Annotated in this window: 16 protein-coding genes; 2 read left to right on the forward strand and 14 right to left on the reverse strand. The window is 61.4% G+C overall.

The features are described from left to right. The coding region (locus VN623_RS04660; protein WP_325568617.1) for a chorismate synthase at positions 1-390 on the forward strand (390 nt) is incomplete at its 5' end. A 67-nt stretch (positions 391-457) separates the two neighbouring features. On the opposite strand, the gene VN623_RS04665 is transcribed toward VN623_RS04660, so the two are convergent. The 9 genes from VN623_RS04665 to VN623_RS04705 form a co-directional block, all read right to left on the reverse strand. Next, positions 458-1,690 carry a class I SAM-dependent RNA methyltransferase gene (locus VN623_RS04665; protein WP_325568619.1) on the reverse strand — a complete coding sequence of 411 codons (1,233 nt, stop codon included), beginning with the start codon at positions 1,688-1,690 and terminating at the stop codon, positions 458-460. Beyond that, complete coding sequence (locus VN623_RS04670; protein WP_325568621.1) at positions 1,683-2,417, reverse strand: TlyA family RNA methyltransferase; 735 nt, start codon at positions 2,415-2,417, stop codon at positions 1,683-1,685. The genes VN623_RS04665 and VN623_RS04670 overlap by 8 nt, the downstream gene beginning before the upstream one ends. Positions 2,418-2,438: 21 nt before the next feature. After that, positions 2,439-2,807, reverse strand: coding sequence for a DoxX family protein (locus tag VN623_RS04675; protein WP_325568623.1), 369 nt, complete (start codon positions 2,805-2,807; stop codon positions 2,439-2,441). Positions 2,808-2,858: 51 nt separating this feature from the next. Next, positions 2,859-4,766 (reverse strand): 1-deoxy-D-xylulose-5-phosphate synthase, encoded by a 1,908-nt coding sequence (gene dxs / locus VN623_RS04680; protein ID WP_325568625.1) that lies wholly within the window; start codon positions 4,764-4,766, stop codon positions 2,859-2,861. A gap of 189 nt (positions 4,767-4,955) precedes the next feature. Continuing rightward, entirely contained in the window at positions 4,956-5,237 is a 282-nt protein-coding gene (locus VN623_RS04685; RefSeq protein WP_325568627.1) for an exodeoxyribonuclease VII small subunit, read from the reverse strand. A gap of 46 nt (positions 5,238-5,283) precedes the next feature. Continuing rightward, on the reverse strand, positions 5,284-6,228 hold the full coding sequence (locus VN623_RS04690) for a histone deacetylase family protein (protein WP_325568629.1): 945 nt from the start codon (positions 6,226-6,228) through the stop codon (positions 5,284-5,286). Between the two features lie 47 nt (positions 6,229-6,275). Continuing rightward, entirely contained in the window at positions 6,276-7,157 is an 882-nt protein-coding gene (locus VN623_RS04695) for an NAD(P)-dependent oxidoreductase (protein ID WP_325568631.1), read from the reverse strand. A gap of 154 nt (positions 7,158-7,311) precedes the next feature. After that, the gene (locus VN623_RS04700) at positions 7,312-8,082 is read right to left on the reverse strand and encodes a crotonase/enoyl-CoA hydratase family protein (RefSeq protein WP_325568633.1); all 771 of its coding nucleotides are present in this window, start codon (positions 8,080-8,082) and stop codon (positions 7,312-7,314) included. Then, entirely contained in the window at positions 8,079-9,848 is a 1,770-nt protein-coding gene (locus tag VN623_RS04705) for an acyl-CoA dehydrogenase (protein ID WP_325568635.1), read from the reverse strand. The genes VN623_RS04700 and VN623_RS04705 overlap by 4 nt, the downstream gene beginning before the upstream one ends. Positions 9,849-9,927: 79 nt before the next feature. Here VN623_RS04705 and VN623_RS04710 point away from each other — a divergent pair, with 79 nt between their 5' ends. Beyond that, entirely contained in the window at positions 9,928-10,890 is a 963-nt protein-coding gene (locus tag VN623_RS04710; RefSeq protein ID WP_325568637.1) for an L-threonylcarbamoyladenylate synthase, read from the forward strand. An 8-nt stretch (positions 10,891-10,898) separates the two neighbouring features. Here the strand turns inward: VN623_RS04710 and VN623_RS04715 are convergent, their stop codons facing one another. The 5 genes from VN623_RS04715 to VN623_RS04735 all read right to left on the reverse strand — a co-directional run bounded on the left by VN623_RS04715 (position 10,899) and on the right by VN623_RS04735 (position 14,855). Beyond that, a complete protein-coding gene (locus VN623_RS04715) occupies positions 10,899-11,093 on the reverse strand; it encodes a hypothetical protein (RefSeq protein ID WP_325568639.1) in 195 nt (64 codons plus the stop codon). 134 nt (positions 11,094-11,227) lie between these two features. Then, positions 11,228-12,340 carry an acyltransferase gene (locus tag VN623_RS04720; protein ID WP_325568641.1) on the reverse strand — a complete coding sequence of 371 codons (1,113 nt, stop codon included), beginning with the start codon at positions 12,338-12,340 and terminating at the stop codon, positions 11,228-11,230. Positions 12,341-12,458: 118 nt separating this feature from the next. Next, positions 12,459-14,057: a Clp protease gene (locus VN623_RS04725; RefSeq protein WP_325568643.1), complete on the reverse strand. Its 1,599-nt coding sequence runs from the start codon at positions 14,055-14,057 to the stop codon at positions 12,459-12,461. A 115-nt stretch (positions 14,058-14,172) separates the two neighbouring features. After that, positions 14,173-14,367 carry a hypothetical protein gene (locus VN623_RS04730; protein ID WP_325568645.1) on the reverse strand — a complete coding sequence of 65 codons (195 nt, stop codon included), beginning with the start codon at positions 14,365-14,367 and terminating at the stop codon, positions 14,173-14,175. Continuing rightward, entirely contained in the window at positions 14,355-14,855 is a 501-nt protein-coding gene (locus VN623_RS04735; RefSeq protein ID WP_325568647.1) for an SOS response-associated peptidase, read from the reverse strand. The genes VN623_RS04730 and VN623_RS04735 overlap by 13 nt, the downstream gene beginning before the upstream one ends. Positions 14,856-14,891 lie beyond the last annotated feature (36 nt).

Consider the following 14,891-nt stretch of genomic DNA (forward strand, 5'->3'; position numbering starts at 1 on the left):
CTCGCCAGCGCCATGATGTCGATCAACGCCGTCAAGGGCGTCGAGATCGGCGCGGGAATGGCGGCCGCGGCATTGACGGGCGAAGAAAACGCCGACGAAATTCGCATCGGTACCGACGGCAAGGCGCACTTTCTTTCAAACAACGCAGGCGGAATCCTCGGCGGTATTTCGACAGGGCAGCCGATCGTCTGCCGCTTCGCCGTGAAGCCTACGTCGTCGATCCTGACGCCGAGGCGAACGATCGACGCGCACGGCAAGGAAACCGAAATCAGTACGAAAGGCCGGCACGATCCCTGCGTCGGCATCCGCGCGGTTCCCGTCGGCGAAGCGATGATGGCGATCGTACTTGCCGATCATTTTCTGCGCCATCGCGGCCAGTGTGGGGACTAAACTGCACTCCATGGCCGGGTCGAGCCCGGCCATGACGTAAAGGAAGAGCGTCTTGGGTGAATGAAGCTTAGCGCCGAAAAACGGCGACGACTTCGACGTGCGCCGAGTAGACGAACTGATCGACCGGCGTTACCGATTCCAACTTGTAGCCGCCATCAATCAGATACCGCGCATCACGCGTTAGCGTCGCCGGATTGCACGAGACCGCGACAATCGTCTTTACCTTCGATCGCGCAAGCTTTTTGGCCTGTGCTTCGGCGCCGACGCGCGGAGGATCGAACACGACCGCGTCATGTTCATTGAGTTCGAGCGGCGATAGCGGTTCACGGAAAAGATCGCGCACGCGTGCCGTAATCGGCTTCAGACCTGTCGCCTTTCTTGCGGCCGCCTCGAGCGTGGCAATCGCTTCGCGGTCACCATCGAACGCCGACACACGGGCTTTCGCGGCGAGTGGAAATGTGAAAGCTCCCATACCGCAGAAGAGATCAGCGACGGATTTGGCCTTGCCGATTGCCGTAATGATAAGGCGGGCGATCTCCCGTTCGGCCTCGGCGACGGCTTGAACAAAGGCGCCGGAGTGCGGTGCCACATCGACCGTGCCAAACGTCAAAAGTGGAGTTAGCGTCTGACACACGACATCGTCGCCGATCGTAAGACGCGCGAGCCGCAGCGCATTTGCTCCGGAAGCAAGGCGGGTGCGAACGTCAGACGTCAGCTGGCGCGCGGTCCCGTCGATCCGCACGTCGAGACCGGCGTTCGTCAGTAATACCGTCAGTCGCGCTTCGCCGCGTTTTGAAATCAGCGGGGCGAGAAGCTCGGTGAGCGCGGGTAGCGCAGCGACGATGTTCGGGTCCAGCACCGGACATTCTTCGATTGAAACAAGAGCGTGCGACGCGGCCTCGTGAAAGCCGACGACGAGTCCGCTTTCCGTTCGCTCAACTGTAAAAACTGCGCGACGGCGTTTGCCGCCCGGGGCGATCAACGGCGCGACCTCGACATCGAGGCCGCGGGTGCGAAAGGCTGCAACGACGGCCTCACGTTTCCAAGCGAGATAGGCATCGGACGCCATATGCTGCACCGAGCAGCCGCCACACACTCCAAAGTGCCGGCACACCGGTTTGACGCGTTCTCCGCTGGGCTCCAGCACTTCGAGCAGCCGCGCTCGTTCGCCCGAAACATCAACGGCGACCCGCTCGCCCGTCAAGGTAAACGGCACGAAGATCGCCGCACCGCCATCGTCAGCGACACCATCGCCTTGGGCGCCGACGCGCGTAATGCGCAGTTCGCGCAGTTCATTCATACCGCCGTGCTCCGATCAGGTATTCGGCGTTGCCGGAGCCGCCGAGGATTGGCGATGTCATTTCGCCGGCAATTTTCCAGCCGGATTGCGCGCTCAGCCACGCGACAACATCTTTAACGGCGCGTTGGCGCGCGGCTTCGTCGCGGACAATACCGCCGCTGCCGACGTTCTCACGCCCGACCTCGAACTGCGGTTTCACGAGCACGACAAGCCACGCGTCGCCGGCCGACAGCGATAGCACCGATCCGAGAACTTTGGTTGCGGAAATGAAACTGACATCGACAACGGTGGCGCCAACCGGTTCCGGAACCAGCTCGCGCGACAGAGCGCGTGCGTCGCAATTTTCAAGCGCCACGACACGCGGATCGCCCTTCAGCTTCGGATGCAGTTGTGCGCTACCGACATCGACGGCGTAGACCCGGCGCGCACCCCGTTCGAGGAGAATTTCGGTAAATCCGCCAGTTGATGCTCCGATGTCCAGCGCCACCGTACCCGCAGGATCGAAGGCAAAATGATCGAGCGCGGCGATGAGTTTCTCGGCGCCTCGCGAAACGAAGCCCGGCGCGTCGGCCGCCAATTCGATATTTGGAGCGCCCTTAACGTCGAAAGCCGGCTTGTCGCAAACAACCCCCGCGACGCGCACGAACCCGCGCCGGATCAAATCCTGGGCGCGAGCGCGCGACGGCACGAGGCCGCGCGCCACAAGCGTTTGATCAAGCCGCACCATGACTACGCAATGATTTGACGCCTAATCGGGCTTGATCGCGTAACGGCCCGAGCCATTCGCGAACAACAAAAGCAAGCCGCCGGCCATTGCGACGTTCTTCATGAAATTCGTCATCTGCATCTGGTCGGCAAAATTGTTGTGAAAGAGCGCTGCCGCGACCAATGTGAAAAGCGCGAGAGCAAGCCCGGCGTAACGCGACCAAAGCCCGAAGAGAATTGCAAGGCCTCCGAGAAGTTCGACCGCGATCACGGCCGGCAGCAGCATGCCGGGCACGCCGTTTTGCTGCATGTAGGCTTCGGTACCCGCGTAGCCAATGATCTTGCCATATCCTGAAAATATGAAGATCGCCGACAGCAGAATGCGCGCGACGAGGCTCACGAGTGGATGCATTTTTGGCTCTCCCACGAAAAAAACTCGATCACGCTAGGCAGGTGACTTTACTCAGGCGCGCTCGCCGATGACGTCGGCGCGGCCAAGCGCGCTGAATACCGTTGCGACGATGCCCGAGGCATTGAGGCCAGCCGCCTCATACATCGCTTCGGGCTTGCCGTGGTCGATAAAGACGTCAGGCAGAACCTTCGCGCGGACGTGCAGGCCGCGACTGAGCAAGCCCTGCTCGGCCAGGAACTGCAGAACGTGGCTTCCGAAGCCGCCGATCGCCCCCTCCTCGACGGTGATCAACACTTCATGATTGGTGGCGAGGTCGCGGATCAGTTGGGCGTCGAGCGGCTTTACGAACCGCGCATCGGCGACCGTCGTCGAAAGCCCGAATGTTGCGAGCTGATCGGCGGCTTTCAGGCATTCCGCGAGCCGCGTTCCGAGCGACAGCAGCGCGACTTTCGACCCCTGCCGGATAATGCGTCCCTTGCCGATTTCGAGCGGCACGCCAAACTCGGGCATCTCCACGCCGACGCCTTCGCCGCGCGGATATCGCAGCGCGCTCGGCCGATCGTCGATCTGGGCCTGCGTCGCGACCATGTGGACGAGTTCGGCTTCATCGGCCGCCGCCATAATGACGAAACCCGGCAGGCAGCCGAGGTATGCAAGATCGAAGGCGCCGGCGTGCGTCGGGCCATCGGCGCCGACCAGCCCCGCCCGATCGATCGCAAAGCGGACGGGCAGCCGTTGGATGGCAACATCATGCACGACCTGATCGTAGGCACGTTGCAGGAAAGTCGAGTAGATCGCCGCGAACGGCTTGAACCCTTCGGTCGCGAGACCTGCCGCGAAAGTCACAGCGTGCTGCTCGGCTATGCCGACGTCGAATGTCCGGTCGGGAAATTCCTGGCCAAAGTAGTCAAGCCCCGTACCCGAAGGCATCGCCGCGGTGATGGCGACGATACGGTCATCCTTGCGGGCCTCGGCGATCAAGCTATCGGCAAAGACCTTCGTATAGCTTGGCGCATTCGGCTTCGGCTTGACCTGCGCGCCGGTGATGACATTGAACTTGTTGACGCCGTGGTACTTGTCGTCGGCGGCCTCCGCCGGTGCGTAACCTTTACCCTTCTTCGTCACGACGTGCACGAGGATCGGGCCCTGCTTCGTGTCGCGGACATTCTTCAAAACCGGAAGAAGATGATTGAAGTCGTGGCCATCGATCGGACCGACGTAATAAAAGCCCAGTTCCTCGAACCACGTGCCGCCTTGCCAAAGGTGGCGTGTGTATTCTTCGACGCGCGCGGCACGGCGTTCCCACTGCTTCGGCAAAAGCTTCACGAGTTGCTTTGCATAGTCGCGCAACTGCAAATACGTGCCGCTCGTCGTAGCCCGCGCCAGATAAGCCGACAGCGCGCCGGTCGGCGGTGCTATCGACATATCATTGTCGTTGAGAATGACGATCAGCCGCTCATCGCGCGCCCCGGCGTTGTTCAGCGCCTCGTACGCCATGCCGGCGCTCATCGCCCCGTCGCCGATGACGGCGACGACGTTGTTCTTGCCATGCTTGAGATCGCGCGCCACGGCCATGCCGAGCGCTGACGAAATCGAGGTCGACGAATGCGCCGCGCCGAATGGGTCGTACGGGCTTTCGTCGCGCTTGGTAAATCCCGATAGCCCGCCGGGCTGGCGCAGCGTGCGGATGCGATCGCGCCGGCCGGTGATGATCTTGTGCGGATAGGCTTGGTGGCCGACATCCCAGACCAACCGGTCCTCGGGCGTGTTGAAAACCCAATGCAGCGCCACGGTCAGTTCAACGACGCCAAGCCCGGCGCCCAAATGCCCGCCGGTGACGGAGACGGCGTCGATCATTTCGGAGCGCAGTTCAGCCGCGAGCTGGGGCAGCTGATCTTCGCTCAGTCGACGCAAGTCTTCCGGCGTTTTGACGTCATCGAGGAGTGGTGTCTGGCTCACGGGAGATCCTGATGTCGCGATCAAATTGGAATTGCCGGCGGCTCGGCAGACTTGAGCTATCCGGACGCGGAACATCACCCATAATGCTGATCCCACGGCGACCCAACAGCCGTCGCCCATTCGATGGATAGTGCGCCCGCGTGCCGCAGGTTAGACTTAAACGGTTCGCCTGGCGAATCTCTCGCCAAATCAGAATGGCGAGCCGTTATCCTTGTCGAGCGGAGCAGTGCCCTTCGGCGTACCATCAGCGCCGAGCGTCAGCTTTTCGACCTTGGCTTCGGCCGCCTTCAGCAGCCGATCGCAATGATCGCGCAGCGCCTCGCCCCGCTCGTAGATCGTAATGCTTTCTTCAAGCTCGACATCGCCACGCTCGAGCCGGCCGACAATGGCCTCAAGCTCTTTGAGCGCCCGCTCGAACGTCATGTCCTTGATGTCGGCGAAATTTTTGGCCGGTGCTTTGGCTGTCGTCATGTCGTCCTGCCTTGATGTGGCGTCCGCGTTATCTCGCGCGCGGCCGTTAAGTGCCGGCGTGCATCAGCGCCGTAACGTGGGCGGCAACCGAATTTGCCAAGCCCGTTAGATCATAGCCGCCTTCGAGCATCGACACGATTCGCCCGTTGGCGTGGCGGCGCGCCACTTCTGTCAGGGATTCGGTCGCCCAATGAAAGTCCTCTTCGGTGAGTTCGAGTCCGCCGAGGGGATCGCGATGATGGGCATCGAAGCCCGCCGAAATGAGCAACAAATCAGGCGCAAAATTGTGGAGCGGCAAAAGAATACGACTGCGAAAGGCCTCTTCGAAGCGCTCGCGCCCGTCGCCCGCACGCAGCGGCGCGTTGAAAATGTTGCCGACGCCGGTTTCGCGCAGAGCCCCCGTGCCGGGGAAAAGCGGCATCTGATGTGTCGAGCCATAAAACAGGTTCTTATCGGACCAGAATATCTCCTGCGTGCCGTTGCCGTGATGCACGTCGAAATCGACGACCGCAATGCGCTCGGCACCGTATTTGGCGCGCCCGTAGTGGGCGGCGATCGCGACGTTGTTGAAAAGGCAAAAGCCCATTGCCCGGTTACTTTCGGCGTGATGTCCTGGTGGACGGACCTGGCAGAAGGCATTTGCCGCGTCCCCCGCCATCACGACATCGACGGCGTCGAGGCCGGCCCCGACGGCTCGGCGGGCGGCTTCCCACGTGCCCGGTGAAACGACGGTATCGGCATCGATATATTTGTGACCGCTCGCCACGTGCTCTGCGACTTCGCTGACCTCCGTCAGATGCTCCTTGCGGTGCGCCAGCGCGATATAGGTCTTATCGTCGTCGCGCAAAGATGCAGTCCGGCGCGTGAGGGGTTTGAAGGCCTCCACCGCTAGCGCCTTGTCGATGGAGCGCATCCGATCCGGCCGCTCAGGGTGAGCCTCGCCCGTGTCGTGATTGAGAAAGGCTGGATGCGTGATGAGGACCGTTGTCATTATCGGCGCACATTTCCTGTCCGCTGCTTCTCCACTGCCTAGCCGACCTAGACTAGTTCCGAAAGCCGGGCAATTCGAACACCTGGGGGCGGCTTGTTGTCGGCCGGCACGAAGAAATCGGGCGCCAACGGCAGCGTTTTGTCGAGCCGGTATTTGTCAAACTTGGTTACGCCGCCGACGGCGTAAAGGAACGTATCGTCAATCAGAAAATTGCCGGTGAAGGTCTTTGCCGGCTGCGAAACTACGAGGTGGGCAGCATCGGCGACGATGTCGGGGGAGCGGCTCATCCGCATAAGCTTGTCGCCGCCGAGGATATTCTTGACCGCGGCGGTTGCAATCGTCGTGCGCGGCCACAGCGCGTTGACGGCGACGCCGTCGCTTTTGAGTTCGTCGGCAAGCCCGAGCACGCAAAGGCTCATGCCGTATTTCGCGATCGAATAGGCCACGTGGCCCGAGAACCACTTCGAGTGCATGTCGAGCGGCGGCGACAGCATCAAGATGTGAGGGTTCTCTGCACGCTTCAGATGCGGCAAGCAGGTCTTCGAGACGAGGAACGTGCCGCGCGCGTTGACGGCGTGCATCAGATCGAAGCGCTTCATTTCCGTCTGCTCGATCGGAGCGAGGGAAATGGCGCTGGCGTTGTTCACGCAAATATCGATGCCGCCGAATTTCGCGACGGTCTGCTCGACGGCACGTTGAACCTGATCCTCGTGACGGACATCGCAAGCAATCGCCAGCGCCGTCCCTCCCGCCTGTGCGATTTCCTCTGCGGCCGTGTAGATGGTCCCTTCGAGCTTCGGATTGGGCTCCGACGTCTTGGCGGCAATGGCCACGTTAGCCCCGTCTTTCGCCGCCCGCTTGGCGATCGCCAATCCTATGCCGCGACTGGCACCAGTGATGAAAAGAGTTTTGCCTTTCAATGACGCCATCGCGTTTCTTTCATTGGCTGGAGACCTCGACGAAAATAGACTAGTCGCTCGGAGCCGTCAGCGTAAGAGCAGAGGTGGCTTTGCTCGTCGAAACTGCGGCCGAATTTACCGAAACCGCGGAACGGTTCAATTCGATGAGTTGTGACGCCGAGAGTTAGATGTCTTTGCGGAAATTCGCCGGCCGCTTCTCGAGAAATGCCGTGAATGCCTCGATCGCTTCGGGCGATCTGAGCCGCTCGCGGAAGCCCGCCGCCTCCACATCAACACGGGCAAGAATGTCCGCGGGGTCGCCGCGCATCAGGCGGCGCGCCATCGCCAAGGCTTCGGGCGGCTTTCCGGCAAGACGGGAAGCGGCATCGAGCGCAGTGGCTTTCAGAATTTCGGACGCGACGACCTTGTTCACGAACCCGGCCGCGGCCGCCTTCTCAGCCGTTAGCACCTCGCCAAGTACAAGCATTTCGAAGGCGCGCGCGTAACCCATTCGCAGCGGCATCAGCAAACTCGACGCGGCTTCCGGAATAAGCCCCAGGTCGAGAAACGGCGTTGAGAACGTCGAGCCCGGGGTGGCGTAGACGAGATCACAATGGAAAAGCAGCGTTGTGCCGATGCCGATCGCGTTGCCGTCCACGGCCGCGATCACGGGCTTGCGGATAACCGGCAACAGACGGATGAAGCGCAGCATCTGCTGTCCAAGATCACCGATGCCGCGCGAAACCGCTAGAAAATCTGCGAGATCGTTTCCGGACGTGAAGACGCCACTTGTGCCCATGATGATGTGTGCGGCGATAGCGCTGTCGGCGTCGCCCGCCTCGATCGCATCACAGAGAGCCGAATACATCGCGCTCGTCAGTGCATTCTTCTTTTCGGGCCGGGCGAGCCGCAACACTTGCGCGCCCTCGGCCCTTGAGACGTCGACGCCGGTCATGCAAACACCGCGCCGTGTGCATCGACGAGAACCGAATCGGCGCCGCTTTGCACGGACTCGGCGAGCCCCGCCGCTTCGGTGAGCAGATTTTCGGCGAAATAGCGCGCGATCGCGACGTGAGGCGAGCCGGCCTCTTCAGCCAGCGCGCCTTTGGCGAGATACGTGCCGCCGGCGGTCAGGCTCATCAATCGCAGATAGGGGGTCGCCGACGCGAGCGCTGCTTCGGGCGAGCTTTGCAGCATCAGGGCCATCCACAACGTTGCCGATTGCAGACCGGTCATCGCTTCGGTCAGCCGTTGCGGAATATGACCGAAATCGTTGCGGTTCGAGGCGCGAACATTGGCGATGATTTCGGCCAGCTCTCCCAGGTACGCGGTCACGACGGCGCCGCCGTCGAGCGGCAGCTTTCGCGTGACGAGATCGATTGCCTGGATGCCGTTGGTGCCTTCGTAGATCGGGAGGATCCGGGCGTCCCGCAGATACTGCGCGGCGCCCGTCTCCTCGATAAACCCCATGCCGCCGTGAACCTGAATGCCGAGGGACGCCACTTCGTTTGCGATATCGGTGGAGAATGCCTTGGCGAGCGGAGTGAGCAACGCAGCCTTGTTCAGCGCGGCTTTTCTTTCTTCTTCATTACCGGCGCGATGCCCAATGTCGAGTTCGCGGGCCGTCGCGAAGCAGATCATGCGGGCCGCCTGCGTCAACGCCTTCATCGTCAGCAGCATGCGCCGAACATCGGCATGCTCGATGATGGGGCTCATCGCGGCGGAGCCGTTCTCGGCGGAGCTTTTGCCTTGCCGCCGCTCCTTCGCATAGGCGGTCGCGTGCTGCGTAGCGCGTTCGGCGACGCCGACACCTTGCACGCCGACGCCAAGCCGCGCCGCGTTCATCATCACGAACATGGTTGCGAGGCCGCGGTTTTCTTTTCCGACGAGGTAGCCGACGGCGCCGCCCTCCTCGCCGAACTTCATCACGCAGGTCGGGCTCGCCATGATGCCAAGCTTATGCTCGATCCCGGCGCACACGACGTCATTGCGTTCACCCAGCGAACCGTCGTCGTTGACGAGGAATTTTGGAACGAGAAAAAGCGAGATGCCGCGTGTTCCGGCGGGCGCATTCGGCAATCGGGCGAGCACGAGGTGGATGATGTTCTCCGCCATATCGTGTTCGCCGTAGGTGATGAAGATTTTCGTGCCGGTGATACGGTAGCTGCCGTCGCTCTGCGGTTCGGCTCGCGTCGTCAAGGGACCGAGATCGGAGCCCGCCTGCGGCTCGGTCAAGTTCATCGTGCCGGTCCAGGCGCCGGCAATCATCTTCGGCAGGTATTTGGCCTTGAGTTCGTCGCTGCCGCCCGCCTCGATTGCGTGAATCGCGCCTTGCGTCAGCAACGGGCAAAGCCCGAACGACACATTCGCCGAATTCCAAATCTCACCGACAGCGGTTGCGACGATATCGGGCAGGCCCTGCCCGCCGAAACTTTCGAGGCCCGGCAAGGCACTCCAGCCACCCTCGGCGAATTGCCGGTAAGCGTCGCGGAACCCTTGAGGCGTCGTCACTGTCCCGTTGGTAAATTTTGATCCGGTTCGATCGCCGCTGGCGTTCAGAGGTGCTAAGACCTCGGCGCCGAACTTACCAGCCTCTTCGACGATCGCAACGATCGTATCGGCATCGAGACCAGGATAAAGCCCGCGAGCCATGAGTTCGTCGATCCCAGCAGCCGTCTTGAGGGCAAAGACGATGTCGTCTACTGGAGCTTGATAAGTCATGGATCGTCTCTCGGAATCGTCCGCATTGGTTTCGAACACTATGCCGATCGCGGGCGGTAGCAAACCGGGTGAATGACCAATGCACGGCAGGATCGCTCCCGCAAATGCGGAATGGATAGCGGAAGCGGGACACTTGATCCGCTCCGGTGCGCTCGTCGCATTTCCGACCGAAACCGTCTACGGGCTTGGAGCGGACGCGACGAATGGCGAGGCGGTGGCCCGCGTCTTCGACGCCAAAGGCCGGCCTTCCTTCAATCCGCTGATCGTGCATGTGCTTGGGCTTGAGGCGGCAGAAATTATCGGGTCATTCTCACCAATGGCGCGCCGCCTGGCAGACGCATTCTGGCCCGGACCGCTAACGCTCGTGGTGCCGCGACGTGACGCAACCGGCGTCAGCGATCTCGTTTCAGCGGGCCTTTCGACGATCGCTCTCAGGGCTCCCAATCATCCGATTGCACGGGCGTTGCTTGATGCGGCACAGCGGCCGATTGCAGCACCCTCCGCCAATCGCTCGGGCCACGTCAGCGCCACGCGCGCCGAACACGTTGCCTCCGATCTCGGAGACAAGGCGGCGGTGATCCTTGATGGCGGACCGACCGCGCACGGCCTCGAGTCGACGGTTCTGAGCCTCACGGGCGAAGCGCCATTGCTATTGCGACCCGGCGCCGTGCATGCAGAGGCGATCGAGAAGATCATCGGCGCGGAGCTGGCGCGGAGGAAGGCTGGCGGCGGCATAGTCACCTCTCCCGGGCAACTTCAGAGCCATTACGCGCCGCGAGCCCAACTGCGGCTCAACTCGCCAACCTGGCGGCCCGACGAGGCGGTGCTGGCGTTCGGCGCAATCGCTATCAGCCCGGCCCGCGCCATCATCAATCTCAGTTCGTCAGGTGATCTCGTGGAAGCCGCCGCCAATCTGTTCGCGGCGTTGCGCGAACTCGATGCAAGCGGAGCGGAAACAATCGCGGTCACGCCGGTTCCGACGCACGGTCTCGGCGAAGCGATCAACGATCGGCTGGAGAGAGCCGCAGCGCCGCGCGGCTGAAAACTTCATCAACCCGCGAAATTGCCGCTGACCAGGATGATACGGTTGACCAAAGGTCCGAGTATCGGACTTTCCATCAAAACAGCATCGAACGTCGCGCGAACCGACTGCAACAGATTGGGTGCCGAAGGAACGAGGGCAAAAAACGCGCCGTAGAGCAGCAGGGTCATGGTCCCGTTCACGATCAGATACCGGCGCAACATTCCCCGACCTCGCGACGTCCGTTAATGCTTTGTTAAACAAAGCACGGGCGCGGCTGCGGGCTCAAGGCTTTTCGCAATGCTCTTTGCAGGTTGGTGAACGGGCGACGCCGTGATGAGGTCGCATTACGACCCCGTCACCCCGGCAGTGCGACGGCAGGAAGACGTTTCTTCAGCAGGTCCACGACAGACCGCCTCAATCGCAGCGCCGGCTTTTCAAGACCGATCCACGACAGAAACGCGATTGGGAAAACGATTGCGAAGGCCAACAGCGACAGCCAGATCGGCGTCAGAGTGGGAATCAACCAAAGCAGCGTCTGCTGGATCGGCCCAGCGCCGATGTAAATTCCAAACGACGTATCAAAGCGGTTGCATAGCGCACGCAACGGTCCCCAGGTCAGCGTTGCCGCACAGAGGGCTGCGTAAGCCAGGAACAGAGCCGCTCCGACCTCGGCAAACGGCGTGCGGACGGTTACGACAAAGAGAGCGAAAAGCGGAACGAGCACGAGGGCGTTGATGCGCAAATCCTTGCGCACGAGGTAGGCGAGCACGCCGGTGCCGAAGAAGACGGCGAAGTAGCGAAGGTTATCGAGGAACACGAAAGCATCGGGATTGCTCGGCAACGAGAGAGATACCGTTGCGACAAGAAACGCCAAGCCGGTAAGCGCTGGCCACCGCCAGCGTGGCTGAAACAATCCAACGAACCCCAAAAGGGCGAGGCCGACATAGCAAAGAACTTCGTATTTCAGTGTCCAAAGCGAGGAGTTGACGTAGCCCGCGTACGGTACGGTTTCGAAGACGCCCGGCAGAGATGCCGAACCGGTCGAGAGAGTCAACGTTTTCGCCAGATAGCCATAGAGACCGGGGTTCGTCAGATAATCGGCGGGTGCCAAACGACTGACGATCGGTCCGATCAGGAACGATGTGATCAAGACACAGACGATGAGGGCCGGAAAAATTCTGAGAATTCGCGCGACGGCGAAATCGACAACGCTGCGGCTGCGGTCGAAGCTTTGCGCCACCATCACGCCGCTGAGAATGAAGAACACCTGAACGGCGCATTCTCCTAGTGACCGGCCGAGCCAGCCGACGAGCGGTTCGGCCTCCGACGTTCCAGCGCAATAGAGATAGCTGTGCGAAATGAGGACGAGCGTCGCCAACAGAAAGCGCAATACGCCGAAGCTGTTGGCTTCGGGCGTCAGAATATCTGCCAGGCAGGGCGAAGGGTTTGCGTGCGCGCGAGTTTTCATGGCCCTCAGGTGCTGGTTTGAGATCGTTCAACCGACAGCACGCTGTATGCCAAATGGGTAAATACTTTTGCTTTTTGAACGGTTAACGAGACGTTTCCGGCGGTGTTGAACCGCGGGATCATGTCGATGACGCAGCGGCAACGCTTTTGACCCGCTGGCGTTCGGCTTCGATTGCGGCCTTCTGCGATGGCCAACTGGCACCGATCCAATCGTCCGTGCCGAACAGCCAATAGCGGAAACGGTTGCGGCGGTGATAGCGCTCGATAATGAGGCGGTTCATGGTCTCCATATGGGCGTTGAGACCATTGAGCGTCTCGACGGGAAGTGCGTTATCGCGATCTATGCTGGTCAGACGGTTCAAAATGTTTGCAACGTCGGCTGCCGAATCCGTCCGCCACTGGTCCATGGAGCCTGCGAGCGTGTGCTGGTTCTGGTTGAGCTTCAGCAAAGCCTCGTGAAGTTCCGAGAGGTCGCTGGCATAGGCCTGATGCTTGGCGGTGGCCGTTTCGATCTCTGCGGCTATGGCGCTTTCGACTGCCGAAAGGCGCTCGGCGAGAACGGAGCTTGCCTGATTGACCTCGGTGTGATGCGCATCGAGCTTCGCGGTCAAGCCGTCGACGCGATCTATGCCGGAGAGAAGCGTCTCCATCCGATCGTCGCCGGTCGATGACGACAGAGCCCGCGTGACTTCGCCTTCGAGCTTGGCGAAGCGGTCGCCGAGGTCGGCGTTACCGCGAAGCTCGCCGCCGAGGACGGCCTCTTCGATGATGTCGAGGCGATTGGATATCGGCTTCAAGTCGATTGCCTGACGGATATCGTCGATTGTCGGACCGCTCTCGCCGGAGCCGGCCGTCTCCCTGACCGAGGCTTCAAGATCCTGTAGCCTTTTCGAGAGCACGGACCACGACTGAGACATCTCCTGCAGACGCAGTTCCAGCGCCGCCTCGATGCTTTCGAGTTTCGATACGAGAGATTCGTTTGAATTTGTCCCGCGCGCGTCCAGTACGGCAGTGTGCCGCTCGATGGAAAGCTCCTGACTTAGCGCCCGCACCATTTGCTCGAGCGCCTCGATGCGCGAGTTCTGGATCGCGTCCGTCGGGCTTCCCGTGAAATCTCCGCGATGCGACCGTGGATTGTCTGAACCGTGACGAAGCCGCGTCAGCGGCGGCAGCGGATCGGGTCCATCGCGCAGTGCCACACGCGAGGTAAAGCGCACAAGAAGTTCCCCCGCAGGAAACTCGGCGTGTTGATCAATAAGGACCTGCATCAGATCGTCGATGCCGGCTACCGCGTTCCGCCGTGCTGCTAAGCTCGAAGCTGCTCTCAGGACATGTGCGAGCTCGTCGGACCGGTGCGGCGACGAGCCGTTGCCCGCGGCAGTTGGGATTTCGCTCGCGATGATCATCGCCGTTTCGCGCCGCAGCGCCGCGACCCGAACGCCGCGATGTTCCAACGCCGTCGCAGCCGCATCTAGACGCGACATCGCATTGAGGAGATGTTCGACGCGAACATCGGTGGAGCGATTGGCCAAGGCGACATCGTAAGCGTAGTTGCAGCAGGCCAGCACGGTTTCATCAACCAGGATGGGACCTGAGTGGTAGCCGCTCCGATTGCCGCTCTGGGCTACAGGCAATTCGCCGGACACCGAAAGCGCGGCCGGCTCCGCGACCGAGTTCTGCGACGTTCGAAGATCGAGATCCTCGCCCCTGTAAGCCATACCCCGTCTCCCATCGACAATGCCGCCCTGAACGCTGCCCGACTTGGCCGTTGCAGAATAACGGCAATTCGCCGCGACGGCGAGTCACGGGAGAATGCAAGGTTCGTTGAACCTGTCAGATCAGTGTCGGAATAGAGGGTTCCTGAAGCTCGGGGCCCTCGGCGCGCGGATTGTTCAACTTTGCACTGACCGCGGTAATCGTGAGCCGCCTGTCCGGCAATGGCCCGAGAAGATCCTTGATGCCCTCAGCGCTGCCGGAACTGCAATCAAGCCAGGGAGCAAAATTCTGGGCTTCGATTATGACCGGCATCCGGTCATGGCTGCGCGCCATGTCATGGTTTGCGCCCGTGTCGTCAGGATGGCCATCGTTTCGATCTCGCTGCCGTCCGCACCAAGCCAAATCTCGGAGAGCCCAGCAAAGGCAAAAAGCTCATTATCATTCAGACGGATAAAATGTGGCTGCTTGGTCCCCCGGCCTCCGGTCCATTCATAGAAGCCGTCAGCCGGCACGAGACAGCGGCGATGGCGCATGGCGCCGCGAAAGGACGGTTTGTCAGATGCCGTCTCGGCCCGGGCGTTGATCAGCGTCGCGAACTCCCGGGCGTCCTTGACCCACGACGGGATGAGGCCCCAGCGCACCAGTCGCAACTGACGCGCGCCTTTCGGATCGAGACGAGCGATGAGAACAGGCTGCGTCGGCGCGATGTTGTAGCGCGGCGGAAACTCGTCCACGGCGGCGCAATCGAACAGCCGGCGAACTGCTTCGGGCGGGGATGTGAGGCTATAGCGTGAGCACACGGCGAGACCTAATGATCAATGGACCGATTTAATATA

It is taken from the genome of Hyphomicrobium sp. (genome assembly GCF_035572195.1).
Lineage (GTDB): Bacteria > Pseudomonadota > Alphaproteobacteria > Rhizobiales > Hyphomicrobiaceae > Hyphomicrobium_B.